Consider the following 25,338-nt stretch of genomic DNA (forward strand, 5'->3'; position numbering starts at 1 on the left):
TGGTTAGAATACCGGCCTGTCACGCCGGGGGTCGCGGGTTCGAGTCCCGTCCACTCCGCCAAGTTACAAACCGCATTAATGCAAGTTAATGCGGTTTTTTATTGTGAAAAAATTATTAAATTGAATAAAAAACCGCCTGTAAAAGCGGTTTTTTATGTGTGAATGTATTGGCGCTGGTTATTTTGGGGCCAAGCGAATGGCTCCATCAAGGCGGATTACTTCGCCGTTGAGCATGTCATTTTCAATAATGTGCTTTGCCAGTTTTGCATAGTCTTGGGGTGTACCGAGACGGCTGGGAAATGGAACGCCTGCAGCCAGTGCGTCCTGTACTTCTTGGGGCATGCCAAACAGCATGGGAGTCCCAAAGATGCCGGGAGCAATAGTCATGTTGCGGATGCCGTTGCGCGCCAGGTCACGTGCAATCGGTAAAGTCATTCCGACAATCCCGCCCTTGGATGCGGCGTAAGCAGCTTGACCAATTTGACCGTCATAAGCAGCGACGCTGGCGGTAGAGATGATCACGCCACGCTCGCCAGTGGGCTCTGGGGCGTTTTTACACATGGCTTCAGATGCCAGGCGGATCATGTTGAAGCTGCCAATAAGATTCACTTGGATGACTTTCTGAAAGAGCGACAAACTGTGGGCCCCATTTTTACCGACAGTTTTTTCGGCGGGTGCAATGCCCGCACAGTTCACCAATCCCATGAGTTTGCCTAGCGAGGTTGCTTGCTGAACCACTGCTTGTGCATCAGCTTCGTTGCTGACATCGCATTTCACAAAGACGGCACCTAGCTCATCGGCTACGGCCTGGCCTTTGTCGGTTTGCATATCTGCAATCACGACTTTGGCGCGATGTGCTGCCAGCACGCGGGCTGTGCCTTCGCCCAAGCCTGATGCTCCCCCCGTCACAATGAAAACCTTGTCTTGAATTTCCATGTTGTTGCTCCTTGATTGTTGTTGACGTAAACGTCAATTATGAAGGGGCTTGCTGGGTATTGCCATACATGGTCGGTGTGTATGGATGAAAAAAAACCCGGTGTTTAAACCGGGTTTAAAAGGATCCAAGAAACGGGGGTTTCAAGAGGATCCAAGGAGACAACTGGAGATCAATGAATTGATCGATATGCGTATTCTAGGGTAAACCCTAGACTTTGTCTAGATCGCAGCGCAAAGACTGTAAAAAATCAGGCTTTGTTGCGTGCCGCAGGGGCTTGTGCTGCTGCGGCGGCAGTGGTGGTCACTGCTTTCAGGTTGGCTTCAGCCAGATCCGAAGCTTGCTTGACGGCCTTTTGTACGCTTTCAAATGCGTTGTTGGCAGCAGACACAGCGCTTTTCATCACGGCCACGGCTGTTTCGGAGCCGGCAGGTGCATTCTTGGCGGTCGATTCCACCAAGCTGTTGAAGCTTTGCTGGAATTCGCCGGCTTTGGATTCCAAAGCCTTGGTCACTTCAGCAGACGTGCTTGTGGCGATGTTGTAGAGGTGGCGGTTGTAAGCGGCGGTTTTCTCGGCCAAAGGCTGGAAAAAGCTGCTTTGCAAGGCCAGCAATTCCTGGGCGTCTTTCACGTTCAACAGGGCTTGGGTATGGGTGGCGGCTTCGGCCAAAGCTGCACGTGACGCAGCCACGTTTAGTTCGACAATTTTTTCCACGCCTTCAAAGGCTTTGGTGGTCAGGCCAAACAGCGTTTCGATGTTGGCTTTGTGTGCAGCGGTGATTTGTTCAGGTGTCAGTGCCATGGTGTGCTCCAGCAGTAAAAAAGGGAGGATCGGGATAGCAGCTGCACTCTGTCAAATTTCATGTTGCAGCGCAGCATAGGGCGTATTTTTGAGCAAGCATCACTTTGGTGCAAGTGATTTTTGTGCGCTGCAGCAAAAAAACTGTAAAACACGACGAGCGGTAGTGGGTGCGCCAAAATAAATGCCGCCTGTCGCCTTGGCGCTGTCGGTCTACGCTGTCACCTGGATGAATGCGTTTTTGCGTGTCACGCCGCAAAATGGCGCGCTATGACGCAAACAGCCCTCCAAGCAGCTCCATCTTTTCGGCCTGTGCCGCAGCCGCGCAGTGCATTCCGTGTTTTTCGCGATATTCCCACGCGATGGTCGGATAACGATGTGTATGGCCATGTGAACAACGTTGTGTACTACAGCTGGTTTGATACTGCAGTGAATGCTTATCTGATTGCCCAAGGTGCTTTGGACATTCACCACGGTGAAACGATTGGCCTGGTGATCGAGACCCAATGCAATTACTTTGCACCGCTGGCATTTCCGCAAACGGTTCAGGCGGGGTTGCGTGTTTCCAAGCTTGGGAGCAGCAGCGTGCGCTATGAAATTGGCTTGTTTGCGCAGGGCGAGCCGATGTGTGCCGCCATCGGGCATTTTGTACACGTGTATGTAGACAAGGCCACGCGCAAGCCTTGTGCTTTGCCGGCGAATTTGCGTGCCGCGCTGGAGCCGCTGCAGATGTCCGCGCATCAACAAGATTTTTCATAGCGCCTAGCGCTTGCGCACCAACGGAGTTAATGGGTTTTCATGCTGGAGCCTTGCGGCGCAATGCTCGCAGATTGGCCTACACTGTGACTTTCGCCCCTGCTTGCCAGCCATGATCATTACCAGTTTGTTGGATACCGACCTGTACAAGTTCACCATGATGCAGGCGGTGCTGCACCAATTTCCGGGCGCGCAGGTGGAGTACCGGTTCAAATGTCGCAACCCCGGCGTGCGTTTGGCACCCTTTGTGCGTGAAATTCGGGAAGAGATTCGCGCACTGTGTCAGTTGCAGTTCCAGCCTGCGGAGCTGGAATATCTGCGCTCACTGCGTTTTATCAAAAGTGATTTTGTGGATTTCTTGAGCCTTTTTAAGCTCAATGAAAAGTACATCACTGTCACGGCATTGGACAGCGGTGAGATTGACATCGCCATTCAAGGCCCTTGGCTGCATGTGATTCCTTTTGAGATCCCGGTGCTGGCCATCGTCAATGAGGTGTATTTCCGCAATACCCAGCCAGTGCCTGATTTTCTGGAGGGGCGTCGTCGCTTGGAAGAGAAAATTCAGTTGCTGCGCGGCGATACGCTGGAGGGCCTGAAGATTGCCGACTACGGTACGCGCCGCCGCTTTAGCCGTGCCTGGCACGAAGAGGTGCTGCGTGTGCTGTGCGCCAAACTGGGAACAGGCAGCAAACGCCCGACACCCGGGCATGGGCCGGGGCAGTTCGCTGGCACCAGCAACGTGCTGTATGCGATGCGCCTGGGAATTACGCCGCTGGGCACCATGGCGCATGAATTTTTGCAGGCGTGCCAAGCGTTGGGCCCACGGCTGCGTGACAGCCAGGTGTTTGGTCTGGAGTCATGGGCCAAAGAATACCGGGGAGACTTGGGCATTGCCTTGTCAGATGTGTACGGCATGAGCGCGTTTTTGCGCGACTTTGACCTGTATTTTTGCAAGCTTTTTGACGGAGCCCGCCATGACAGCGGAGACCCGTTTGCTTGGGGGGAGCGCATGCTGGAGCACTACCGCGCCAACCGCGTAGACCCCTTGAACAAGACGTTGATTTTTAGCGATGCGCTCACCATCCCTAAAACGATTGCGCTGTACCAGCGCTTTCATGGCCGCTGCCAGCTGGCATTTGGTATTGGTACCAATTTGACCAACGACTTGGGCTATGAGCCCTTGCAAGTCGTGATCAAGATGACGCGCTGCAATGGCCAGCCTGTGGCCAAGCTCTCCGATGCCCCGGGCAAGAGCATGTGTGACGATAAAAAGTACCTGGCGTATTTGCGCCAAGTGTTTGAGATTCCAGAGGAGACTACTGCATGAAGATGGTGCGTTTTGCAGCGATCACCGGCCTGCTGGCCATGCTGCCCGCTTGGGCCCAAGCCGCAGAATTGAATGGCGCAAGCCTGGGGGTGGCGTGGGCCATTCCATTTGCGGGGCTGTTGTTGTCGATTGCGCTGATGCCTTTGCTGGCGCCCAATTTCTGGCACCACCACTTCGGCAAAGTCACCGCGGCCTGGGCGCTGGCTTTTCTGATTCCGCTGGTGCTGTTTTATGGCATGGGCGCGGCCGTTGCCAACTTTGTGCATGCGCTGCTGGCCGAGTATCTGCCCTTTGTGATTTTGCTCACGGCTTTGTATGTGGTGGCGGGCGGCATTTACATTCGCGGCAGTTTGACGGGCACGCCGTTGCTCAACACCGCCATCTTGGCGATTGGCGCCGTGCTGGCCAGCTTTATGGGCACGACCGGCGCGTCCATGTTGCTGATTCGCCCGCTGATTCGCGCGAATGCGCACCGCAGCAAGGTGGTGCACATTGTGGTGTTCTTTATCTTCATCGTCTCCAACGCGGGGGGCTCACTCACACCGCTGGGCGATCCGCCGCTGTTCTTGGGCTTTTTGAAGGGGGTGGACTTCAGCTGGACGCTGCTGCACATCTGGCCCCAAGCATTGTTCCTCGTGGGCGTGCTGCTGGCCATGTTCTTCGTGCTGGATACCTGGCTGTGCAAGAACGACAGCAACCAGTTGCCTGTGGCGCAGAGCGCGCAGGCCCGCGAAGCGATTGGTTTTGACGGCAAGCTCAACTTTGTCTGGCTGGCTGTGGTGGTGAGCCTGGTGCTGCTCAGCGGCATGTGGAAGTCGGATGTGGTGTTCACCATTGCGGGCACAGAGGTGGGTTTGCCCGGTGTGGTGCGTGATGTGGGGCTGATCGCGGTGGCGGTGCTGTCTTTGTTGCTGACGCCCCAATCGGTGCACGCCAACAACCAGTTTGGCTGGGGGCCGATGCAAGAAGTGGCCAAGCTGTTTGCCGGTATTTTCCTGACCATCATCCCCGTGATTGCCATGCTCAAAGCGGGGGTGGAGGGCCCGTTTGGTGCGGTGGTGCGAGCAGTCACCAATCCCGATGGCACACCCAATGTGGCGATGTATTTTTGGGCGACCGGGGCACTGTCTTCCTTCCTGGACAACGCTCCCACCTATCTGGTGTTCTTCAACACGGCCGGCGGTGACCCTGCGGTGCTGATGACCGCCTTGGCGCCTACGCTGGTGGCTATTTCTGCGGGTGCCGTGTTCATGGGAGCGAACTCATACATTGGTAATGCCCCCAACCTGATGGTCAAAGCGATTGCAGAAGATCGCGGCGTGGCCATGCCCAGCTTCTTTGGCTACATGCTGTGGTCGGTCGGCATCTTGGTGCCGTTGTTTGTGGTGATGACATTTATTTGGTTCTAAAACTATGCGCAAACCAAGCATCCTGATCGCACGTGCCATCCACCCTGAGGTGGTGGCATTTTTGCAGCAGCACTTTGAAGTGCAGGCCAACCAAGACGACACCGTGTGGTCACCCCAAGAGCTGGTGCAGCAGTTGCAAGGCAAAGACGGTGTGCTGACCACCGGCAGCCAGTCGATTGACGGCGCCTTGCTGGCAGCGTGCCCGCAGCTCAAAGCGGTGGCCAATATGGCGGTGGGCTACAACAATTTTGATGTACCTGCACTCACGGCAGCGGGCGTGCAGGCCACCAACGCACCAGATGTGCTGACCGAAACCACGGCCGACTTTGGCTTTGCCTTGCTGATGGCTACAGCCCGCCGCGTGACCGAAAGCGAGCACTACCTGCGCGCAGGCCTGTGGAAAGAGTGGCGCTACGATTTGTTTGCGGGCGCTGAAGTGCATGGCAGTACGCTGGGCATTATTGGTATGGGCCGCATTGGTCAGGGCATTGCCAAGCGTGGGGCATACGGTTTTGGCATGAAGGTGGTCTACCACAACCGTTCGCGCCTGACGGCCGAGCTGGAAGCGGAATGCAAGGCGGCCTATGTCAGCAAACAAGAGCTGCTGCAAATGGCAGACCATGTGGTGCTGGTGCTGCCTTACACACCGGAAAACCACCACACCATTGGCGCGGCAGAGCTGGCGCAGATGAAGCCCACCGCCACGCTCATCAATATTGCGCGCGGCGGGATTGTGGATGATGCCGCGCTGGCGCAGGCGTTGAAAGACCAGCGCATTGCAGCGGCGGGCCTGGATGTGTTTGAGGGCGAGCCCCGCGTGCACCCTGACTTGCTGACGGTGCCCAATGTGGTGCTCACCCCGCACATTGCCAGCGCCACCACAGCCACACGCCGCGCCATGGCCCAGCTGGCTGCCGACAACCTGGTGGCAGTGCTGGGTGGTCAGCAGCCGCTGACCCCCGTGAATACACCCAACGATGCGGCCAAAGCCCAACGCTGGGCTGTGTAAACCATAGCTGCTTGCGTATGCCAAATAAGGCTTTCAGATAGAAAACTGTTTGAAAGCTAGTGTTTGCTTGCGCTAGCAGCTATTTATTTTGAAGGAGCCTGAGTGGACTGGATGCCTTGGCTGTTGCTGGGTGGGCTGCTGCTGGTGCTGGTGGTGCAATTGCTGCACTGGCTCAAGCCCCGGCCAGCGCCTGCAGATCTGGACATGTTGGAGCGGCTGGAGCACCTGGAGCGCGCGCTGCAGCTGACACAGATGGCCATCGCTAAAAGCGACGGTGCGCTGGGCAGCATGGGCCAGCAAGTGCAGGGCCTGGTGCACAGCTTGGGGCACAACCAAACCGCCGCTGCGGACAGCTTGCGGGAGTTGGTGGGCACCCACATGCAGCGCCAAACCGAGGAAGCGCGCCACAGCCGCCAAGAGTTGCAGCAGCATTTTGCGCAGCTGCAGCAAGCGTTGGCCTTGCAGCTGCAACGGCTGAACCAAGACAGCCACCAGACGGCCGAACAGCTGCGCGGCACGCTCAATGAGCGGCTGGCTACCATCCAGGCCGACAATGCCGCCAAGCTGGAAGAAATGCGCCGCACCGTGGACGAAAAGCTGCACGCCACACTGGAGCAGCGTCTGGGGGAATCCTTCAAACTGGTCAGCGATCGCCTGGAGCAGGTACACAAAGGGCTGGGCGAGATGCAATCGCTGGCCAGCAGCGTCGGCGACCTGAAACGCGTGATGACCAATGTGAAAACCCGTGGCACCTGGGGCGAAGTGCAACTGGGCGGCATCATCGACAACGTGCTCACCCCCGAGCAGTACGCGCGCAACGTGAAAACCGTGCCTGGCAGTGATGAACTGGTGGAATTTGCCATCCGCTTGCCCGGGCGCGACGATGAACACCCGGTGTGGTTGCCGATTGATGCGAAATACCCGGTGGAGCACTACCAGCGCTTGCAAGATGCGCTGGATGCGGCAGACAAGCAGGCGGTAGCCAGTGCAGGCAATGCGCTGGAGAGTTCAATCCGCAACGAGGCCAAAAAAATTGCGAGCAAATATGTGGCGCCGCCATTCACCACCGATTTTGCGGTGATGTATCTGCCCTCCGAAGGGCTGTTTGCAGAGGTAATGCGCCGGCCTGGACTGGTGGAAGCGGTGCAAAACGACTGCCGCGTGGTCATCACTGGCCCTGCCAATTTGGCTGCCATGCTCAATAGCTTGCAAATGGGCTTCAAGACACTGGCGATTGAAAAGCGCTCTTCCGAGGTGTGGGGCGTGCTGGGGCAGGTGAAAACCGAGTTCGCCAAGTTTGGCGAAGTGGTGGAAGCCACCCGCAAATCGATTGATGCGGCCGCCAAAAAATTTGAGCAAGTGGATGTGCGCACCCGCGCCATCCAGCGCAGGCTGCGCACCGTGCAAGAGCTGCCCAGCGCAGCACCGGCCGGTGATGCTGCAGGCACTCGGGCACCGCAGCTGCTGCCTGACCCGGCGGCCGCAGACCCTGACAGCGAGTGATGGCGTGGATGCAGCTTTGCTGCGCCTGATCTTGGCGCAAATTTCTATCCATGCTTGCATGACGGGCATGCGCATGGCCACGCCACTGCTGGCGCTGCGCGAGGGCTACAGCCCCGCAGCCGTTGGTGTGTTGCTGGCGCTGTTTGCGCTGACGCAGGTGTTTTTGTCGCTGCCCGCAGGACGTTATGCGGACCGGCATGGTTTGAAGCGCCCTTTGGCCATCAGCGTGGTGGTGGCCAGCACCGGCGCTGCAGTGGCGGTGGTGTTTCCAGTTTATCCGGCCTTGTGCTTGGCAGCACTGTGCAGCGGCGGCGCATCGGGTGCGGCCATTATTGCGCTGCAGCGCCATGTGGGACGGCAGGCGCACGACAAGGTAGGGCTGCGCAACGTGTTCAGCTGGCTGGCCATTGGCCCGGCGGTGTCGAACTTTCTGGGCCCGTTCTTGGCGGGCTTGCTGATTGACTATGCAGGGGGCGAAGCTGCCAGCACCACGGGCTTTAGGGCGGCATTTTTGCTGCTGGCACTGCTGCCGTTGAGTGCATGGTTTTGGGTGCGCACGGTGCAAGAGCTAGCGCCAGCGCCCAAGCCTGCAAGCGCGCAGCGCACCACGGCCTGGGACATGCTGCAAAACCAGGGCTTTCGCCGCTTGCTTTTGATGAATTGGGCCTTGTCGTCGTGCTGGGATGTGCACACGTTTGTCGTGCCAATCTTGGGGCATGAGCGTGGCTTGTCGGCCTCGTTGATTGGCTCCATCTTGGGCGCTTTTGCGATGGCGGCAGTGGCCATTCGTTTGTTGATCCCCTTGCTGTCAGAGCGTGTCAGCGAGTGGCAGGTGGTGATGGGCGCCATGCTGGGCGCGTGCCTTTTGTTTATGGCCTACCCCTTGATGCCCAATGCCTGGGCGATGATGGGCTGCTCTATCGCCTTGGGGTTGGTGCTGGGCTCGGTACAACCCATGGTGATGAGCATGATTCACCAGATCACCCCGTCCCACCGGCAGGGCGAGGCTTTGGGTTTGCGCATGATGGCAATCAATGGCTCTAGCGTGTTGATGCCAGTGCTGTTTGGCTCCATCGGCACGGTGGTGGGCGTCTCTGCCTTGTTTTGGGCCGTGGGCGCCATGGTGGGTGGAGCAGCGCGCCTGCCGTGGCTGCTGGGCAAAGAAAATTTACCCAAGGACGCGGCCCAGCCGCCACGCGGCAGCAGTTAGCGGTCTGGTGCGGCGTTAGGGAGCACAAAAAAGCAGCCCGAAGGCTGCTGTGGGTGCTTGGGTGCCGCTTGGGCCTTTAGTGCGGTAGCTGGTAGAAATCTTTGATGATCTGCCAGGCAGCTTCTGGCGTATCCACAAAGTGAAACAGCTTGCGGTCTTCGGGGGAGATCATGCCTTCGGCAATCAGCAGGTCAAAGTTGAACAGCTGCTGCCAAAATTGCGTGTCAAACAAAATGATGGGCACCGGCTTGACCTTAGTCGTTTGCACCAGTGTCAGCACTTCAAACAGCTCATCCATGGTGCCAAAACCACCGGGGAAGGCGACCAAGGCTTTGGCGCGCATCATGAAGTGCATTTTGCGCAGCGCAAAGTAGTGGAACTTGAAGCACAACTCGGGCGTGATGTAGCGGTTGCCTTGCTGCTCATGCGGCAGCAAGATGTTCAGCCCCACGTTGTCAGCGCCTGCCTCGAAGGCGCCGCGATTGGCCGCTTCCATGATGCCGGGGCCGCCGCCGGTACAAATATAGATGCGCCGATCCTGCGGCTGGCGCTGGCTGTGCTCAGCCACCAGGCGCGCAAAAGCACGGGCATTTTCGTAGCGCACAGCGTTGCGCACATCGCGTTCGGCCACGCGGATTTGGTCCGCATCACCATTGGCTTGCGCGGCGGCCAAGCGCTGCTGTGCCGTCTCTGCATCCACAAACCGGGCGCTGCCATACACCACGACCGTGTGTTGAATGCCGTGGGCTTCTTGGCCCAGATCAGGTTTGAGTAGCTCTAGCTGGAAGCGAATGCCGCGCACTTCACGGCGCGCCATGAATTCCGGGTCAGCAAAAGCCAAACGGTATGCATCGGGCAGCATCGGGTCAGAGATAGCCGCCTCGCGGGCTGTGGTGGGGGCATCGACTGGCGCCAATTCCTCTGCCAGCGAGCGCTCGTGCAGGGATGTTTTTGCGTCCATAAATCTCCAATTGCACTATCACGGGAACAAGCTGCCATCTTCGCAGATTGCAAGCCGTCTCTACATGAAAAATAGGCAAAAGCAGAGGGCGTTTAACGCAGCGCATGCACGCTATACATACCGGCAATCGTCAGGCACAACGACGTGCCCAGATGCAGCATGGCCCACAGCAGTGCCATGCCCCAGCGCTGGGCTTGCAGCAGTGCAATGACTTCCGCCGAAAAGCTGGAGAAAGTGGTGAGCGCGCCCAGGAACCCCGTAACGATGGCCAAGCGCCAGATGGGATCGATGTGGGGTGACGCATCCAGCCACGCAATGGCCAAGCCAATGCTGTATCCCCCCAGTGCATTCGCGGCCAAGGTGCCCCATGCCAGCTGGCCCGGCACAGTCAGCCACACACCCAGTTGCCAGCGCAGCAAAGCGCCCAAGCTGGCTCCGGTGCAAATGGCAATGATTTGAAGCATGATTGATGGGTGAAATTGGCCGCTAGCGCTTACTGGGTAAGCGCTAGGTGCTTAATTTTTTGATGCTTCAGAGTCTGCCGTTACAGCTTCTTCGGAAAGGGGCTCATTGCGCACAATGCGGCTGATGCTGGGGGGGACGTCGCGCCCCGCACGGCGGGCACGAAAGAGTGCAGCACGCATCAAGAAGATGGTGGTGATGGGCACTGTCACGGCGATGAAAATCGCAATCAGCAGCGCATGCAGCGCAAGGCCCTGACCAGTCGCACTGAAGAACACAAAGGTGGCCCACATAATCAGCCAGCAACCCATGGTGGCAATGATGGAAGGGGAGTGCACGCGCTCGAAATAGCTTTTCAGGCGCATCAGGCCCAGCGAGCCCAGCAGCGCGACGATGGAGCCGCCCAACACCAGCACGGCAATCAGCACCTCAGCCCACAAAGGCAGCGTGATCTCATTCATTCGATCACCTCGCCACGCAGCAGAAATTTGGCCATGGCAGTAGAGCCTACGCAGCCAAACAAGGCAATCAGCAAGGCGGCCTCAAAGTACATGGATGAGCTGTACAAAATACCCAGCACCAGCATGGCCAGCATGCCGTTGAGGTACATGCAGTCCAAGGCCAAAACGCGGTCTTGCGCGGAAGGGCCTTTGAGCAAGCGTGTCAGCGTGCAGGCCATCGCCAGCACCAAGAAGAAAAGGGCCAAAGACAGTACCCAGATTAACCATTGGCTCATTCGAAAATCTCCCTCAGTGGGCGCTCGTATTTGGTTTTGACATGCTCCACGATGGTTTGCGGGTCATCGACTTCCAGAACGTGCATCAGCAGTATCGAGCGGTCACGTGATATTTCTGCCCACGCGGTACCTGGTGTGATGCAGGTAATCATTGCCAGTACCGCCAACCCATTAGGGTCTTGCAACTCCAGCGGGACATGCACAAAAGCAGCGTGGTGTTTGCGCATCTTGGGAAACAGCAAGAAGCGCACCACCTGAAAGTTGGAGGCCGAGGTGTCTGCAACCACGGTGAGAAAGAGCTTCAAGATCGTCCAAGGGTGGCGCACGCGCACGGGCAGGGGGCGCAAGCCGCGCGTGAGCACGGGGATGCAGAGCCCCAGGATGGCGCCAAGCACGATGTGCCCTTTGCTCATGGAGTGGTTGAGCAGCAGCCACAGCATGAACAATGCGGCGGACAGCAGGGGAGCGGGAAAGAGGCGTTTCATCATGGCTGAGCCTCCTGCCCGCTGCTGGGGGGGATGCTGCTAGGAGCGATGGTGGGGTTAGGCACAGGTCGCGTTTCCATCACGGCTTGAATGTAGGTGCCTGGGGCATGCAAGGTATTGGCCGCGTTCTGGGTGTACTGCATGACAGAGTCCGCTTTCACCGTCAGCACCATGCACAGGGCCATCAGCGCTGCAATCGGCAGCCCCTCAGAGATGCGCAACTCAGGAGTCCCACGCTCGTGCGTGGCCCAAAAATGGCGGATGCCTGCGCGCGTGAGTGCAATCAGGGCGAACAAGCCCGTAGCAATCATTAGCGCCATCAACACCCAGCCCCATGGGCCGGCTTGGTAGCCCGCAGATTGGCCCAGCCCTACAGGGTTGATCAGGTTGGTGAGCATGGCAAATTTGCCAATGAAGCCAGACAGTGGTGGCAAGCCAGTTACCACCAAGGTGCACATGATGAAGGCCAAGCCGAGGAAAGCGGCAGAGGCAGGAATGGCGCGGCCAATCAGCACTTGCTCGTTTTCGTCGAGGTTCAGGCTCTGGGTGGGCACCAGTTCAGAGTTGAGAAAGGGCGCTTCTTCATCATCGATGTCGATGTTTCCATCGTTGCGCCAGCGGTCCATGATGTCTGCCAGCAAGAAGAGGATGGCCACCGCCAGCGTGGAGCTGGGCAGGTAGTACAGCAAACCTGCGGTGAGCATGTTTTGGCCAAAGCCAATTGCAGCGAGCAATGTGCCCGAGGACAAGATGGCGGCGTAGCCTGCCAGATGCGTCAGCCGGGTGGCGGCCAAGGTGCCAATGCCGCCAAACACCATGGTGGCCATGCCGCCTGCAATCAGCCACATGGAGCCAAAGAGGGCGGAGTCGCCCGCTTCGCTAGAGAACATCAGGGTCCACAAACGCAAAATGGTATAGATGCCCACCTTGGTCATGAGTGCAAACAATGCACCGACGGGTGCCGTAGCGGCGCTGTAAGCCGGCACCAGCCAGAAGTTCAGTGGCCATACGGCTGCTTTGATCAAAAAGGCCGTTGCCAAAATGCCTGCGGCCGTGTGCAGCAAGCCACGATCAGCCGCTGACACTTCAGGGATGGCTTGGGCTAAATCAGCCATGTTCAATGTGCCCGTAAGGCCATAAAGCATGGACACACCAATCAAGAACAGCGAAGACGCTGCCAGGTTGATGGCGATGTAGTGCATGCCAGATTGCACGCGCATGCGTCCAGAGCCATGCAGCAGCAGGCCATAGGATGCCGCCAGCATGATCTCGAAGAAGACGAATAAATTGAACAGGTCTGCAGTGAGGAAAGCACCGGACAAGCCCATCAACTGCAGCTGAAACAATGGGTGAAAGTGCACCCCTGCCTTGTGCCAACGCGCCGTGGAGAACAAGCTGGATGCCAGCGCGATGCTGTAGGTCAGCACCAGCATCAAGGCAGTGAGTCGGTCTACCGCCAGCACAATCCCAAAAGGTGCCTGCCAGTTACCTGGCAGATAAACGCCCATGGTGGTGCTGGAGCCCGATTGATCGGCCCATAAAAGCAGGGCAATAGCTGCCAGCAAACCCAGCGCGGTAGTCCCGACATTCATCACCATTTTGGCTTGTTGCTGCTCTTCTTTGAGGAGCAGCATGAGTGCTGCCGTCAACATGGGCAGCACGATGGGAGCCAGCATGAGGTGCGGCATGAGTGATGCCAGCCATTCCAAAATCAAGCTCATGGCATCTCCTGCACATCGCGCGCTTTGACGCCATCCACATGGTCAGTGCCCGACATGCCGCGCGACGCAAGCAATACCACCAAGAACAGGGCCGTCATGGCAAAGCCAATCACGATGGCGGTTAGCACCAAGGCTTGGGGCATGGGGTCTGCGTAATGTGCCAAGGTTTCAGGAATGCCAGGACGCAGCACCGGCTCCTTATCAATCGCGAGCCCTTCACGGCCCATGCTGAAGATGAACAGGTTCACGGCATAAGACAGCAAAGACAGGCCCACGATCACTTGGAACGTGCGCGGGCGCAACAGCAGCCATACCCCCGAACCTGCAAGCACGCCAATAGCAATTGCCAATACGGTTTCCATCAGAGGCCTCCTTGCTGAGCAGCTTGCTCTTCTTGGATGCGTGCGTGGTAGCGGTGGCCGCGCACCGATTGGTGGGCAATTGCCGTCAAGATCAGCAGGGTAGAACCCACAACCAAAGTGAAAACTCCTATGTCAAAAAAAGTAGCGCTTGCAAGGTGAATTTGCCCAATCCACGGAACACTGAAGTGGAAAGTGTGGCTGGTCATGAAGGGGTAGCCTGCCACGATGGAGCCGATGCCCGTCATGATGGCGAACAGCAATCCGAAACCAATCCAGCGGCGCGGGAACAGTGGCATATGTGCTTCCACCCACTGCGTGCCAGAGATGATGTATTGCAGCAAGAGTGCGACGGAGAACACCAAGCCTGCAACAAAACCGCCACCCGGTTCGTTGTGTCCGCGCAGGAAGAGATAGATGGCAACCAGCGTGGCAAAAGGCAGCAGCAAGCGAACCAGTACCGCTGGCACCATCAGATAGCCAACTGCGGTATCCCCCGCATTCCGAGGGTTGACCAAATCGGTTTGCAGATCACCCGGAATGTAGCGTTGCTGCTCGGGTATATCCATGGTCTCGCGTGCGGGACGGAAGCGGCGCAGCAAGGCGTACACGGTCAAAGCCACAATTCCCAATACGACGATTTCCCCAAAAGTGTCAAAACCACGGAAGTCCACCAGCATGACGTTGACCACATTGGTGCCGCCGCCTTCGGACAGGGCGCGCTCTAAGAAAAAGGTTGAGGTGCTTTCTGGGAAGGGGCGGCTCATCATGGCAAAAGCCAGCCACCCGACGCTGCCGCCTGCAGCCAGTGCAATCAGCAGGTCACGCAAGCGGCGCGCACGTGCGGCGAGTTCGGTGGACAGTGCTGGAATGCGCAAGCTTTTATCGCGTTTGGGCAACCAGCGAAGACCGAGCAAGATCAGCACGGTGGTGACTACTTCAACCACCAGTTGGGTAAGTGCCAAATCTGGTGCTGAGAACCACAAGAAAGTGATGCAAGTACATAGCCCTGCGCCACCCAACATGATCAAGGAAGCCATGCGGTGGTATTTGGCCTTCCATGCGGCACCCAGGGCGCACAGGCCTCCTATCGTCCAAAGCAGCACAAAGGCGGGGGATAGCGGTAAGTTGGCGCGATTACCCAACTCAAGCCCGCGAATCCACAGCGGCAGCACCCCAGCACCTAGCGCGAGCAGAACCAGCCACAGCATTTGCCACTGTAAATGTTGCGTGCTGAGCAGCCTGCGCGTGTTGCGAGCCAACAAAGTCAGGCGTGCAATCAAATTTTCAAATATCCGTTTGCCGTTGAGTTGGAACAGCAAGGGTCTGGAGTCACTCAGCACGCCTTGTTTGCGCAACCAGTGCAGTGCAGCATATAGAACAATACCGCCAAGCAAGGCCACTACACTCATGACCAAGGGGGTGTTGATGCCGTGCCAAACAGCCAGGCTAAATGCGGGCAAATTGCCGCCTACTACGGGTAATGCGGCCGCATTCAAAAATTCACCCACTGCCCAAGCAGGGAAGATGCCGACCACCAAGCAAATCAGAACCAATAGCTCAACCGGAACCCGCATCCAGTGGGGAGGTTCATGGGGTTTACGGGGTAGATCTACGGCTTTGGGGCCGAAGTACACATCAGCGGTAAAGCACAGGGAATAGGCAACGCTGAACATGCCGGCGATCGTTGCCGCGAGAGGCAAAACGATGCTGACCCAATGATCCGTCTCTATAAACACCGTTTCCGCAAAGAACATTTCTTTGGACAAGAAACCGTTGAGCAGCGGCACGCCTGCCATCGCAGCGCTGGCTACACAAGCCAGCGTGGCGGTGACGGGCATCATCTTGCGCAATCCTGAAAGGCGATCCATGTCGCGCGTGCCACTTTCGTGGTCCACAATGCCTGCCGCCATAAACAAAGAGGCTTTGAACGTGGCATGGTTCATGATGTGGAACACTGCAGCGACGGCTGCCAGAGGGCTGTTCAGCCCCAGCAGTAGTGTGATGAGCCCCAGGTGTGAGATGGTGGAATACGCCAGCAGACCTTTTAGGTCGCGCTGGAACATGGCAAAAAATCCGCCGACCAAGAGCGTAGTAACACCTGTGCCACTCACGATCCAGAACCACTGGTCGGTACCTGCGAGTACGGGCCATAAGCGGGCCATCAGAAACACACCCGCCTTGACCATCGTGGCAGAGTGCAAATAGGCGGAGACGGGGGTAGGGGCCGCCATGGCGTGGGGAAGCCAGAAATGAAACGGGAACTGTGCACTTTTGGTCAGTGCGCCCAATAAGATCATGATCAGCATTGGGGTGTACAAGTCGTGTGCACGAACTTGCTCTCCCGCGGCCAGCACGTTCTCTAAGTCATAGCTGCCAACGATATGCCCCAAGATCAGCATGCCCGCAAACATGCAAAGGCCACCAGTGCCCGTGACCGTGAGTGCCATGCGTGCGCCCCGTCGCGCATCTTGGCGGTGGTGCCAATAACCGATCAATAAGAATGAAAAGAGGCTGGTCAGCTCCCAGAAAAATACCAGTTGAATGATGTTGCCCGAGAGCACAACGCCTGACATTGCTCCCATAAAAGCAAGCAGGAAAGAGAAAAAGCGCGGTACGGGGTCTGCGGGAGACATGTAATAGCGCGCATACAGCACAACCAAGGAGCCTATGCCCAGCACCAACATGCTGAACATCCAGGCAAAACCATCCATGCGAACCACAAAATTCAAACCAAGCGCTGGCAGCCAAATTAACTCTTGGCGTATCACGCCGCCATCGGCAATCTCGGGGAAAAACATCGCTGCTTGAATCGTGCAAGTCAGCGCAATGATGCCTGCGAGGGTGGATTCCGTGTTCCGTGCGTTCGCAGGTAAAACGGCGGCCAAAAGACTGCCAATAAAAGGGAGAAGAATGAGAGAGATCAGCGGCATGAATGCTTGTTCGATAGTTCTATGGTCTCTTGGGTGCTATGGAAATTTGAGCGGGTATTGATGGTGTTGGCGGCTCAGGAACAAAAACGCCCGCCATGGGCGGGCGTTTTGTAAGCATAAAGGAGAAATTCAGCTCTTCTCTTGTTTTTTGCCTGCTGTTTGTGCGGGTTTTGCGGTTTTTTCGTTGTTGCCAGTGGGTTTGGCAGCTGATTTGCCTCCTTGTTTGTAAGCTTGGCCGTTCACGGTGAGGCCTTCGTCGGACAGCTTGTTAGCCGATGTGGCCGCAATCCCTTTGACGCGAGCAATCAAGTCATCCCAGTTTTTGAACGGGCCTTGTTTGCGCGCATCCATGATGCGAGTTGCCGTTGCAGGGCCAATTCCTTTCACTTCTTGTAAGTCACTATGGCTGGCTTTGTTGACATCGACTGCAGCCATGGCAAGTGCTGCGTAAAAAGCCAGGCAAATAGCGATCAGTTTTTTAATCATGCAGATATCTCCCCCAAAAGTTTTGAGTTGATGATTTATGCACCGGAGTGCATAGGCATGTTAAGAAAGTCTTGCGGCTTCAGGAATGCCTGTGCAAGGAATTCTGGTTCTGCGGCACCAGATGGACTGAAGGCGGAAAAAATTCTCTCAAGCGCGCTAGATTACTGGGTTGCCTGCTTTGCGCTGGTAGCGCCCTGCGACGATGGCGGAAACCATCAGTTGCATAGGGTGAAACAACATCACAGGCAGTACCATGGGGCCCACGACAGAAGCCGCAAACAAGACTTTGGCCATTGGGATGCCGCTAGCTAGGCTTTTTTGAGCGCCGCAGAACAAAATGGTGGCTTCGTCAGCGGTGGTGAAGCCAAAGCGGCGGCTGGCGCAGATGCACCAAGTCATGGAGCAGGCCAGAATCAATGCACACACCAGAAAAAGTGTCAGCATTGAAATGAGCGGCATTTGTTGCCATAGGCCAGCGACCACAGCGCCGCTAAAAGCCGAATAAACCACTAGCAAAATAGAACCTTGATCCACGATTTTGATCTTGTTGCCTACGCGTTGTAGCAGGCCGGAAGTCCAAGGGCGCAGCAGATGGCCTATGACAAAAGGCAAGAGCAACTGTGCAGCAATTTTTCCCATCGCATCCAGAGGGTTGCCCGCGCTGGTGGAGTGCGACAGCAACATCCCAACCAATATCGGTGTGAACACAATCCCCATCAACGTAGAGCCTGAGGCACTGCAAACGGCAGCGGGGATGTTGCCTCGCGCGAGTCCTGTGAGCGCGATGGCCGATTGCACCGTGGCTGGAAGGGCGCACAGAAACAGTACGCCGAGTACCAGCTCGGGCGGTAGTAGGAACTGCAGCGCCGGTTTCAGTAGCCAGCCTAAAAGGGGAAAGAAGGCGAATGTTGTTGCAGTGACCAGTAAGTGCAGGCGCCAATGGCCAATGCCTGCCCAAATGGCTTGCCGTGACAGTTTGCTGCCATGCAAAAAAAAGAGCACCAGAATGACTGCGCTTGTAACCCGTTCTAACAGTTGGGCAAAATTTCCTGAGGCAGGAATTAGGCTGGCAAGCAAAACAGTGCCTGCCAGCGCCAAAGTAAAGTTGTCAGGACGAAAGCGGGCCAAGAAGCTCATGACGTGTTGATTGGGGGTGGGCGCAGACGGAAGTTAAATGGTGTTGAAAAAATCACTTAATTTTTTCAAATTGCGGTCGATATAAATGTTGTTCGTATCTTTGAAGGCATGCTTTATGTTGCTAGTAAGTCCCGGTTCTCCAGATTCTGCTCAAGTGCATCATGAGCGTTCCAGCATGTTTCAAATGCCAGTCTTCAAACCTGGTGTGAAAGTGATAGCCGGCAACAGGCAAGAAACCGTAAGTCATGTGGTGCTGCGCCGCCGCGAGATGATGGTGTATTTGGTGGGTAAGGATGATCCTGTCAAACCTGAGCGTTTGAGTTTGGTTCCTACTTGGTTCACCACCACGCGACGTCCAGAAGCATTGAACTGGTATCTCTGATACTAGATGGTCTAAGAAGCTCGGAGCTAGAGCTTCTCTTTACCTATTTACGCGGTAGTTTGTGTGGCCATAGTTTCGCCCAAGCGCACAGGCTTTGCTGTCTGCCATTCGGTGTTGAATTGCATGTCGCTTTTTGGTGTGAGCAAAACAATGGTGGAACCTAGTAAAAAACGCCCCATTTCTGCGCCTTGTGCCAGTTGAACGTCTTGCTGTGCATAGTTCCACTCTCGTATTTTTCCGGTGCGGGGTGGATTGACTATGCCGTGCCAAACGGTTGCCATGCTGCCAACAATGGTCGCACCCACCAGCACCATGACAAATGGTCCAAACGGTCCTTCGAAGACGCACACGACCCGTTCATTGCGGGCAAACAACCCTGGGACACCGCGTGCCGTTGTGGGGTTTACGGAAAACAGCTCACCGGGAACGTGGATCATTCTCAGCAATTTGCCTGCACATGGCATGTGAATGCGGTGATAGTCGCGAGGGCTTAGGTAAATCGTTGCGAAGTTGCCATCTTGGAATTGCGCGGCTAGCTGGGCATCGCCTCCGACCAAGGCTTGTGTAGAGTAATGATGCCCTTTGGCTTGAAAAATTTGCTCGCCTTGAATGGGGCCAAGTTGGCTAATGGCGCCATCCACCGGGCAAATCCATTCGGCTTGCGCCAAAGGTCTTGCTCCAGGGCGCAGCGCTCGCGTAAAGAACGCGTTGAAGCTCGGATAGGCTGCGGGATCTGGATTGGCAGCCTCAGACATATCTACTTGGTAGCGTTGAATGAACCACTTGATGACGGCGGTGGTGGTAGATCCTGCTTGCAAGTTAGCAAGGCGTCCCATCAGCTGTGTGAGAGCTTGTTTGGGAAGGAAATATTGGGGCAGGACCGAGAGGCGATCAGACACGGGTAATAGTTTGAGATAAAGACAAAAGAGCCGATTCTATCGGCAGCATCAAAGGCTATGCCTAGGTGTGACACCGACTGCGTGGTATGAGCGGCAAAATGCCCAATCGCATGGGTTGCATGCATGTTGTTGGAGTGCGTGGTTCGTGCGCATGCTTTAGGTACTATGGTTGATCCCTTTAAAAACTCTCCTACTAGCACGCTGGATGCTAGCCGTGCACAGCTCAGCCGCTGGGGTTTGTGGCTTCGTAACTTTCTACCTGCTTCTGTGCGTGTTGGCTATTCTGAAGCCTGCCGTATGGCGCTTGGTGTAGCGCTTGGCTTGTTGGTCACGGGCATGCTTTCGCGCTGGTGGTCAGGTAGTGTCGGCAACATGTGGATGGTGTCTTCGCTCGGGGCTAGTGCAGTTCTCTTATTTGGAATGCCTGCTAGCCCTATGGCGCAGCCATGGCCAGTTTTGGTTGGAACCGTCTTGTCTGCGTTGGTGGGTGCGGCGGCTCAGGCATTGATTGTGGATACAGCGTTGGCTTGTGCAGTGGCAGTAGGTTTGTCTGTCATGCTGATGGTGCCTTTGCGTTGCATGCACCCGCCAGGGGCTGGATTTGCTGCCTATGTGGTGTTGGAGCACATCAATGGCGTGGCGTTAGTGGCCTTTCCGATTCTTTTTAATGTGGCGGTTTTGCTGTTGTGTGCGGTGATTTACAACGCCCTCACCGGTAAGCGTTATCCACATCCACAGCACAGTTTAAAGCGAGGCTTTAGTTCCGATGGCAACGGAGTATTTGCGCCTGAAGACCTGGATGCTGCGCTCAAGCACTACAACCAAGTGTTGGATATTAGCCGGGCGGATCTGGAGGGGCTGATGCACATTGCAGGTCGATCTGCTTTCAACCGCAACTTCGGAAACTTGCGCTGTGTTGACATCATGTCGCAACCTGTTTTTGCCGTGGAGTCTGGAGTGCCTCAAAAAGAGGCATGGGCCCTGATGAAGCAAGAGCGTGTCAAAGCGCTTCCAGTGGTGGATGCGGATGGCGTTGTCTTAGGAATTGTGAGTATTTCTGACTTTGTGCGGCAAGCCACACTGGATGCCCCTGAGGGGGTCGCACAGCGCATCCGTCATTTGGTCACGGGGCGCAGCGCGCAAAAAGCCAAAGTAGAGGCGCTTATGGAGACTGAGGCGCAAGTGGTAGAGGCAAGTTGCTTGTTGGTGGACTTGGTGCCCTTGTTTTCAACAGGAGGCTGCCACCACCTACCAGTTGTGGACGCTCAGCGCAAATTGGTAGGTATCGTGACCCAGACGGATTTGATTCGCGCACTTAGTGCGGCGATTGGTGGATCACAAAAACGTTGATGGGTGCGCACGTCCAGTCATGAGTAAAGCTCAGCGCTACGCAGAGTAATTTGTAGGTGAGCGATTGGTAAGTTTGATTGTTTCTGAAGAAAATTGGGCTTAGCAGCTACAATTGGCCGCTATTTTTGCGGCTGACTTTGCTGCATTTCCCGTTGAGGCCCTCTGTTCGGTTTGCGCTGTGCGCAACCTTTCTCCGTTGTGCACTACGGCACACGTTTGTCTATGTAATAAAGACATGGGTTTGAAGCAAAGGCGCCGCAAACAAATACCTACCTTTAAAGTTGATTGAACATGGCAAAAGAAGAATTGATTGAAATGCAAGGCTCCGTGACTGAAGTGTTGCCTGACTCACGCTTTCGTGTGACGCTGGAAAACGGTCACCAATTGATTGCATACACTGGTGGCAAAATGCGCAAGCACCACATTCGCATCTTGGCAGGCGACAAGGTCTCTCTGGAGATGTCTCCTTATGATCTGACCAAAGGGCGCATTACCTTCCGTCACCTGCCCAACCGTGGCCCAGCGCCTTCTTCATCGCGTTAAAACAATTTGCGAAAAATTTACCATTTTGCAAAATGGCATTCAATTTTTGCTTATAATTTGAAGCTTGTCGGAGCGTAGCGCAGCCTGGTAGCGCATCTGCTTTGGGAGCAGAGGGTCGCGAGTTCGAATCCCGCCGCTCCGACCAAAAGATTGAAGGGCTAGATCGAAAGATCTAGCCCTTTTTCGTTTTTGCCATGCTGTAATAAGTGTGGCTTTTATTCTTTATGCTTCAGTTGCTTGTGAATATAAAAAATACGGTTTTGCGTAGTTCTAGCAAGCCTTAGAAGCTATCAAAATAATTTTTTATCTAAGGTTTGGCAACGTGCCATGCACTACCAACGCCATCGCCGGAGGTGTCACCTGGTTTGCTGTCTTGAACCCAGTAGTACAAGGGTTTGCCTTGGTAGGCCCATTGCTTGCTGCCATCATCGCGAGTGATCGCATTCCATGCGCCGATTGGTTGGGCGTTGCTGGGTGCGAACAGTGGAGGCCAGTTCTTGGCGCAATTGTCGTTGCACATGCTTTTGCCGCTGCCGGTTATGTCACGGTCGAAGACGTACAGCGTCATTTGCTGCGGCCCTACGAGTCGGCCTTGCAAGACAGTTGCAGGGCTGTGGATGCCGGTGTGGCTTGTGGCGGTGTTACAGGCGGTCAGTCCCAGCAGGGTGGTGGCTAGTGCGACAGGGAGAAGGTATCTCATGGCTAACTCCTTTTGGATGTCTCTCAAGGTGAGCATCGCACGGTGTGTGCCGCTGCATTGTCGGCTGGGTGTTGCAGCCAATACGTAAGGCGTTTTCGCTTTGGTAAGGTTGAGGCTTTCCTGGGGCTAGACGGCTTCTCGCAGAAATTTCTTGCAGTGAACCGTTAAGCGCTGCGATGCAGGTGCTTACAAGGAGGTGTTCTCATGTCTCGAATCATGACCATCCTGGCAATCTTTGGAATTTTGGCGGCACTTTATTTTTTGAATCGATACGGCTTGTATTGAGTGGCGGGTAAAAGTTGCTGATTGTGTGAGTCAAAAACTCTGGTGCAGAATTTTGATAGCAAAAATCAGTTATACTACGTGCTGTTCGGAGCGTAGCGCAGCCTGGTAGCGCATCTGCTTTGGGAGCAGAGGGTCGCGAGTTCGAATCCCGCCGCTCCGACCAAAAGATTGAAGGGCTAGATCGAAAGATCTAGCCCTTTTGTCATTGGTGAATAAGTAAAGTGGCTCGCTTGTCTGAGCGGTATTTCAGACTATCTATACATAAAAAAAGCCAGTGGTAGCTACCACTGGCTTTTTCTTTTTGGCTATTTAGATAGCTGCTTATCCAGGATCAACCGCAGGCACCGATGTAGCCACAGGCGGTGCAGAAAGAGCAGCCGTCTTTTTTGATCACAGCATGGGCACCGCAATCTGGGCATTTGGTGCCACTCATGGTTGGAGTGGTTTCTGGGGCAGGAGCAGGGGCTGCGGAGGTGGAGGGTGCAGGCTGTGCCTCACCACGGTTGGCAATAATGGCCTGGATGGCGTAGGCCAGCAGTGCTACCTCGCTGTCATGCCAAATGGGCATGCGACTGCCGTCTTCCTTGTCACGCCAGCCATAACGGATGGGGCCGCGATCCCAAGCCACTTTGCGCAGGTCTTCCAGTGCTTTCTCGAGGAAACCGCCACGCGCTGCCAGTGACAGCGAGCGCATGGTGGCCGTGATCCATTGCTGGCTTTCGCCGGTTTGGCCCACAGGCATAAAGAACTCGATGGGGCGCTCTACGCCGTCCACCAGCATGAAGCTCACCACCAAGTACAGGCGGCGTGCACCGTCATGGGTGAAGTATTCGATTTTGTCGACCACGGCATTCAACGGACCTTCGGGTCTGCGCTCCACGACAGCAGCGATATTGCTGCTGTGGGTGGCTGCTGCAGCAGGCTTGGGAGCTTCGGTGGGCTTGGGCGCTTCCACCGACAGAACCGCTCCGAGTGTGTCATTGGGTCGATAGGTGGCGCAGCCTTTCAAGCCCGCTTTCCAGCTTTCCATGTAGAGGTTCTTGAAGTCCTCGAACGGGTAGTCGGCTGGGATGTTGACGGTCTTTGAAATGGCGGTGTCGATGTAGGGCTGAACCACGCGCATCATCGCTACGTGCTCGGCTGCCGTCATTTCCAAGGCGCTGACAAAGTACTCGGGCAATGCAGCATCTGCACCGTGCATGGCCTTGAATATGCGGTAAGCATGGTCTTCGACCGTGTAGTGCGCATTGCCACCGTCAGCGGTGCGTTTTTTGCGGTTGTAGGTCCACGAGAAAGGCGGCTCGATGCCGTTGGAGGCGTTGTCGGCAAAAGCCAGTGACACCGTGCCTGTAGGGGCAATCGACAGCAGGTGGCTGTTGCGGATGCCGTGTTTGCGAATTTCAGCGCGAATGGCTTCAGGCAGACGTTGGGTGAAGCCGCTCTTGAGGTATTTGTCGGCATCAAACAGCGGGAAAGCACCCTTTTCCTTGGCTAGCTCCACCGAAGCAAGGTATGCGGCATCGCGCATCTGGCGGGCAATTTCTTCGCCTTGGGCAACACCTTCGTCGCTGTTGTACTTCAGGCGCAGCATGATCAACGCGTCGCCCAGGCCGGTAAAGCCGACGCCAATACGGCGTTTTTGCTGCGATTCCTTGTGCTGTTCGAGCAGGGGCCAGACGGTGGCATCCAGCACGTTGTCCAGCATGCGCACTTGTATGGTCACTGCAGCGCGGAATGCGTCAAAGTCAAAGCGCGCATTCGCAGTGAAAGCATCGCGTACGAACTTGGTCAGAATGATGGGGCCCAAGTCGCAGCAGCCGTAGGGCGGCAGAGGCTGCTCGCCGCAAGGGTTGGTGGCCGCAATCGTTTCCGCGTAGTACAGGTTGTTGTCGGTATTGATGTTGTCAAGAAACAAAATACCAGGCTCTGCAAAGTCGTAGGCCGACTTCATGATGGCGTCCCACAGCTCGCGTGCAGTGGTCGTGCGGTACACCCACTTGCCATCCGCGCGCTGGTAGGCGCCGCCTTCAATTTGGGTATCCGAAGGGGTGGCAACGTGCACCAATTCCCATGTACTGTCGTTTTCCACGGCTTGCATGAAGTCGCTGGTGACGCCCACGGAAACGTTGAAGTTGTTCCAGCGGCCTTTTTGACGCTTGGCGGTGATGAAGTCCAGCACATCGGGGTGGTCAATGCGCATCACCCCCATTTGGGCGCCGCGGCGCGCACCAGCAGATTCCACGGTGGTGCACGATGCGTCGAACACGTCGATGAAGGAGCAGGGGCCTGAGGCGTAGGAATTGGTGCCCTTGACCTTGGCGCCCTTGGGGCGCAGGTTGGAGAAGTCATAGCCCACACCACCGCCGCGGCGCATGGTTTCTGCGGCTTGCGACAGCGCGGTGTAAATGCCGGGGTTGCCGTTTTCATCAAAGCCGTTGGTGGCATCGGCCACGGGCTGAACAAAGCAGTTGATCAGCGTGGCTTTGGTGTCTAGACCCGCTGCTGCCATGATGCGGCCTGCGCCGATGGCGCCTGCTTGCATATTCTGGAAAAACTTCTCTGCCCACTGGGCGCGCAGCTCTGGTTTTTCTTGATCGGCCAGAGCTTGGGAGACGCGGCGGAACAGATCTTCAGCGGTTTGTTCTCCGGCTGCCAGATATTTCTCGGCCAAGACGTCTTGGCTGATAGGTTGCGTGTTCAAAGAAGTCATTGCGTCTTTGTAAAGAAGTAAAAAAATCTAGACATTCTTGCGCCAACACTTGCTAAGCAAAAGTTGTGCACAAGTCGCGAAAAAAAAGAGGCCGGGCGCACTTTGCACGCTCGGCCAGGGGATCGGTCTCAGACCTTGTGGATCTGCTCGGAAGTACATCCGACAAAGGTGATTTAAACCCAAAAACCGAGTGTCCAGCTTGTAAGCACTGCATTGGCAGCACCCTTTGTCAGGGCTATCGC

At 56.0% G+C, this 25,338-nt stretch carries 24 protein-coding genes and 2 tRNA genes; 11 read left to right on the forward strand and 15 right to left on the reverse strand.

Annotation, left to right across the window (positions count from 1 at the left end; genetic code table 11):
- Positions 1-177: 177 nt before the first annotated feature.
- Both QEP12_RS14425 and QEP12_RS14430 read right to left on the reverse strand, forming a co-directional pair.
- Positions 178-936, reverse strand: a complete 759-nt coding sequence (locus tag QEP12_RS14425) for a 3-hydroxyacyl-CoA dehydrogenase (protein WP_284214684.1) — start codon at positions 934-936, stop codon at positions 178-180.
- Positions 937-1,184: 248 nt separating this feature from the next.
- Entirely contained in the window at positions 1,185-1,736 is a 552-nt protein-coding gene (locus QEP12_RS14430; RefSeq protein WP_219162172.1) for a phasin family protein, read from the reverse strand.
- A gap of 267 nt (positions 1,737-2,003) precedes the next feature.
- On the opposite strand from QEP12_RS14430, the gene QEP12_RS14435 reads away from it, so the two are divergent.
- The 6 genes from QEP12_RS14435 to QEP12_RS14460 all read left to right on the forward strand — a co-directional run bounded on the left by QEP12_RS14435 (position 2,004) and on the right by QEP12_RS14460 (position 8,947).
- Complete coding sequence (locus QEP12_RS14435) at positions 2,004-2,492, forward strand: acyl-CoA thioesterase (RefSeq protein ID WP_174863447.1); 489 nt, start codon at positions 2,004-2,006, stop codon at positions 2,490-2,492.
- Between the two features lie 109 nt (positions 2,493-2,601).
- A complete protein-coding gene (gene pncB, locus QEP12_RS14440; RefSeq protein ID WP_219162170.1) occupies positions 2,602-3,816 on the forward strand; it encodes a nicotinate phosphoribosyltransferase in 1,215 nt (404 codons plus the stop codon).
- Positions 3,813-5,225: a sodium:proton antiporter gene (locus QEP12_RS14445; protein ID WP_284214685.1), complete on the forward strand. Its 1,413-nt coding sequence runs from the start codon at positions 3,813-3,815 to the stop codon at positions 5,223-5,225. The genes pncB and QEP12_RS14445 overlap by 4 nt, the downstream gene beginning before the upstream one ends.
- 4 nt (positions 5,226-5,229) lie before the next feature.
- Positions 5,230-6,234, forward strand: coding sequence for a 2-hydroxyacid dehydrogenase (locus QEP12_RS14450; RefSeq protein WP_284214686.1), 1,005 nt, complete (start codon positions 5,230-5,232; stop codon positions 6,232-6,234).
- Positions 6,235-6,345: 111 nt separating this feature from the next.
- The gene (locus tag QEP12_RS14455) at positions 6,346-7,737 is read left to right on the forward strand and encodes a DNA recombination protein RmuC (protein WP_284214725.1); all 1,392 of its coding nucleotides are present in this window, start codon (positions 6,346-6,348) and stop codon (positions 7,735-7,737) included.
- A 4-nt stretch (positions 7,738-7,741) separates the two neighbouring features.
- Positions 7,742-8,947: an MFS transporter gene (locus QEP12_RS14460; protein WP_174863448.1), complete on the forward strand. Its 1,206-nt coding sequence runs from the start codon at positions 7,742-7,744 to the stop codon at positions 8,945-8,947.
- A gap of 76 nt (positions 8,948-9,023) precedes the next feature.
- Here the strand turns inward: QEP12_RS14460 and QEP12_RS14465 are convergent, their stop codons facing one another.
- From QEP12_RS14465 to QEP12_RS14510, 10 genes are all read right to left on the reverse strand, one after another.
- On the reverse strand, positions 9,024-9,908 hold the full coding sequence (locus QEP12_RS14465; RefSeq protein WP_284214687.1) for an LOG family protein: 885 nt from the start codon (positions 9,906-9,908) through the stop codon (positions 9,024-9,026).
- Between the two features lie 92 nt (positions 9,909-10,000).
- The gene (crcB, locus tag QEP12_RS14470) at positions 10,001-10,372 is read right to left on the reverse strand and encodes a fluoride efflux transporter CrcB (RefSeq protein ID WP_174863449.1); all 372 of its coding nucleotides are present in this window, start codon (positions 10,370-10,372) and stop codon (positions 10,001-10,003) included.
- A 51-nt stretch (positions 10,373-10,423) separates the two neighbouring features.
- Positions 10,424-10,831, reverse strand: coding sequence for a monovalent cation/H(+) antiporter subunit G (locus QEP12_RS14475; RefSeq protein ID WP_284214688.1), 408 nt, complete (start codon positions 10,829-10,831; stop codon positions 10,424-10,426).
- Positions 10,828-11,106: a K+/H+ antiporter subunit F gene (locus QEP12_RS14480; protein WP_174863450.1), complete on the reverse strand. Its 279-nt coding sequence runs from the start codon at positions 11,104-11,106 to the stop codon at positions 10,828-10,830. The genes QEP12_RS14475 and QEP12_RS14480 overlap by 4 nt, the downstream gene beginning before the upstream one ends.
- Complete coding sequence (locus tag QEP12_RS14485; protein ID WP_174863451.1) at positions 11,103-11,594, reverse strand: Na+/H+ antiporter subunit E; 492 nt, start codon at positions 11,592-11,594, stop codon at positions 11,103-11,105. The genes QEP12_RS14480 and QEP12_RS14485 overlap by 4 nt, the downstream gene beginning before the upstream one ends.
- The gene (locus QEP12_RS14490) at positions 11,591-13,312 is read right to left on the reverse strand and encodes a monovalent cation/H+ antiporter subunit D (RefSeq protein ID WP_284214689.1); all 1,722 of its coding nucleotides are present in this window, start codon (positions 13,310-13,312) and stop codon (positions 11,591-11,593) included. The genes QEP12_RS14485 and QEP12_RS14490 overlap by 4 nt, the downstream gene beginning before the upstream one ends.
- A complete protein-coding gene (locus QEP12_RS14495; protein WP_174863452.1) occupies positions 13,309-13,674 on the reverse strand; it encodes a Na+/H+ antiporter subunit C in 366 nt (121 codons plus the stop codon). The genes QEP12_RS14490 and QEP12_RS14495 overlap by 4 nt, the downstream gene beginning before the upstream one ends.
- The gene (locus tag QEP12_RS14500; protein WP_284214691.1) at positions 13,674-16,604 is read right to left on the reverse strand and encodes a monovalent cation/H+ antiporter subunit A; all 2,931 of its coding nucleotides are present in this window, start codon (positions 16,602-16,604) and stop codon (positions 13,674-13,676) included. Before QEP12_RS14500 ends, QEP12_RS14495 begins: the two co-directional genes overlap by 1 nt.
- 129 nt (positions 16,605-16,733) lie before the next feature.
- The gene (locus tag QEP12_RS14505) at positions 16,734-17,090 is read right to left on the reverse strand and encodes a ComEA family DNA-binding protein (protein WP_174863453.1); all 357 of its coding nucleotides are present in this window, start codon (positions 17,088-17,090) and stop codon (positions 16,734-16,736) included.
- A gap of 156 nt (positions 17,091-17,246) precedes the next feature.
- Positions 17,247-18,227 (reverse strand): bile acid:sodium symporter family protein, encoded by a 981-nt coding sequence (locus QEP12_RS14510; RefSeq protein WP_219162159.1) that lies wholly within the window; start codon positions 18,225-18,227, stop codon positions 17,247-17,249.
- Between the two features lie 85 nt (positions 18,228-18,312).
- On the opposite strand from QEP12_RS14510, the gene QEP12_RS14515 reads away from it, so the two are divergent.
- Complete coding sequence (locus QEP12_RS14515) at positions 18,313-18,609, forward strand: hypothetical protein (protein WP_257469049.1); 297 nt, start codon at positions 18,313-18,315, stop codon at positions 18,607-18,609.
- A gap of 47 nt (positions 18,610-18,656) precedes the next feature.
- Here the strand turns inward: QEP12_RS14515 and asd are convergent, their stop codons facing one another.
- Positions 18,657-19,508: an archaetidylserine decarboxylase gene (gene asd / locus QEP12_RS14520; protein WP_174863454.1), complete on the reverse strand. Its 852-nt coding sequence runs from the start codon at positions 19,506-19,508 to the stop codon at positions 18,657-18,659.
- A 126-nt stretch (positions 19,509-19,634) separates the two neighbouring features.
- Here asd and QEP12_RS14525 point away from each other — a divergent pair, with 126 nt between their 5' ends.
- The 3 genes from QEP12_RS14525 to QEP12_RS14535 all read left to right on the forward strand — a co-directional run bounded on the left by QEP12_RS14525 (position 19,635) and on the right by QEP12_RS14535 (position 21,546).
- Positions 19,635-20,858 (forward strand): HPP family protein, encoded by a 1,224-nt coding sequence (locus tag QEP12_RS14525; protein WP_284214692.1) that lies wholly within the window; start codon positions 19,635-19,637, stop codon positions 20,856-20,858.
- A 291-nt stretch (positions 20,859-21,149) separates the two neighbouring features.
- Positions 21,150-21,401 carry a translation initiation factor IF-1 gene (gene infA, locus QEP12_RS14530; RefSeq protein ID WP_174863455.1) on the forward strand — a complete coding sequence of 84 codons (252 nt, stop codon included), beginning with the start codon at positions 21,150-21,152 and terminating at the stop codon, positions 21,399-21,401.
- Positions 21,402-21,469: 68 nt separating this feature from the next.
- A tRNA-Pro gene (locus QEP12_RS14535) sits at positions 21,470-21,546 on the forward strand.
- A gap of 162 nt (positions 21,547-21,708) precedes the next feature.
- On the opposite strand, the gene QEP12_RS14540 is transcribed toward QEP12_RS14535, so the two are convergent.
- The gene (locus tag QEP12_RS14540; protein WP_284214693.1) at positions 21,709-22,101 is read right to left on the reverse strand and encodes a COG4315 family predicted lipoprotein; all 393 of its coding nucleotides are present in this window, start codon (positions 22,099-22,101) and stop codon (positions 21,709-21,711) included.
- 371 nt (positions 22,102-22,472) lie between these two features.
- Between QEP12_RS14540 and QEP12_RS14545 the strand changes: the two genes are divergently transcribed.
- A tRNA-Pro gene (locus QEP12_RS14545) sits at positions 22,473-22,549 on the forward strand.
- Between the two features lie 168 nt (positions 22,550-22,717).
- On the opposite strand, the gene QEP12_RS14550 is transcribed toward QEP12_RS14545, so the two are convergent.
- A complete protein-coding gene (locus QEP12_RS14550; RefSeq protein ID WP_284214694.1) occupies positions 22,718-25,096 on the reverse strand; it encodes an adenosylcobalamin-dependent ribonucleoside-diphosphate reductase in 2,379 nt (792 codons plus the stop codon).
- Positions 25,097-25,338 lie beyond the last annotated feature (242 nt).

This window comes from Comamonas jiangduensis, assembly GCF_030162955.1.
GTDB classification, from domain to species: Bacteria; Pseudomonadota; Gammaproteobacteria; order Burkholderiales; family Burkholderiaceae_C; genus Comamonas; species Comamonas jiangduensis.

Bases quoted from the DNA above. Each gene is read 5' to 3' on its own strand.
- QEP12_RS14485 (WP_174863451.1), bottom strand. From the start codon at position 11,594: ATGATGAAACGCCTCTTTCCCGCTCCCCTGCTGTCCGCCGCATTGTTC.
- crcB (WP_174863449.1), bottom strand. From the start codon at position 10,372: ATGCTTCAAATCATTGCCATTTGCACCGGAGCCAGCTTGGGCGCTTTG.
- QEP12_RS14515 (WP_257469049.1), top strand. From the start codon at position 18,313: ATGTTGTTCGTATCTTTGAAGGCATGCTTTATGTTGCTAGTAAGTCCC.
- pncB (WP_219162170.1), top strand. From the start codon at position 2,602: ATGATCATTACCAGTTTGTTGGATACCGACCTGTACAAGTTCACCATG.
- QEP12_RS14455 (WP_284214725.1), top strand. From the start codon at position 6,346: ATGCCTTGGCTGTTGCTGGGTGGGCTGCTGCTGGTGCTGGTGGTGCAA.
- infA (WP_174863455.1), top strand. From the start codon at position 21,150: ATGGCAAAAGAAGAATTGATTGAAATGCAAGGCTCCGTGACTGAAGTG.
- QEP12_RS14435 (WP_174863447.1), top strand. From the start codon at position 2,004: ATGACGCAAACAGCCCTCCAAGCAGCTCCATCTTTTCGGCCTGTGCCG.
- QEP12_RS14500 (WP_284214691.1), bottom strand. From the start codon at position 16,604: ATGCCGCTGATCTCTCTCATTCTTCTCCCTTTTATTGGCAGTCTTTTG.
- QEP12_RS14490 (WP_284214689.1), bottom strand. From the start codon at position 13,312: ATGAGCTTGATTTTGGAATGGCTGGCATCACTCATGCCGCACCTCATG.
- QEP12_RS14425 (WP_284214684.1), bottom strand. From the start codon at position 936: ATGGAAATTCAAGACAAGGTTTTCATTGTGACGGGGGGAGCATCAGGC.
- QEP12_RS14505 (WP_174863453.1), bottom strand. From the start codon at position 17,090: ATGATTAAAAAACTGATCGCTATTTGCCTGGCTTTTTACGCAGCACTT.
- QEP12_RS14430 (WP_219162172.1), bottom strand. From the start codon at position 1,736: ATGGCACTGACACCTGAACAAATCACCGCTGCACACAAAGCCAACATC.
- QEP12_RS14510 (WP_219162159.1), bottom strand. From the start codon at position 18,227: ATGAGCTTCTTGGCCCGCTTTCGTCCTGACAACTTTACTTTGGCGCTG.
- QEP12_RS14540 (WP_284214693.1), bottom strand. From the start codon at position 22,101: ATGAGATACCTTCTCCCTGTCGCACTAGCCACCACCCTGCTGGGACTG.
- QEP12_RS14480 (WP_174863450.1), bottom strand. From the start codon at position 11,106: ATGAGCCAATGGTTAATCTGGGTACTGTCTTTGGCCCTTTTCTTCTTG.
- QEP12_RS14495 (WP_174863452.1), bottom strand. From the start codon at position 13,674: ATGGAAACCGTATTGGCAATTGCTATTGGCGTGCTTGCAGGTTCGGGG.
- QEP12_RS14450 (WP_284214686.1), top strand. From the start codon at position 5,230: ATGCGCAAACCAAGCATCCTGATCGCACGTGCCATCCACCCTGAGGTG.
- QEP12_RS14465 (WP_284214687.1), bottom strand. From the start codon at position 9,908: ATGGACGCAAAAACATCCCTGCACGAGCGCTCGCTGGCAGAGGAATTG.
- QEP12_RS14550 (WP_284214694.1), bottom strand. From the start codon at position 25,096: ATGACTTCTTTGAACACGCAACCTATCAGCCAAGACGTCTTGGCCGAG.
- QEP12_RS14475 (WP_284214688.1), bottom strand. From the start codon at position 10,831: ATGAATGAGATCACGCTGCCTTTGTGGGCTGAGGTGCTGATTGCCGTG.
- QEP12_RS14445 (WP_284214685.1), top strand. From the start codon at position 3,813: ATGAAGATGGTGCGTTTTGCAGCGATCACCGGCCTGCTGGCCATGCTG.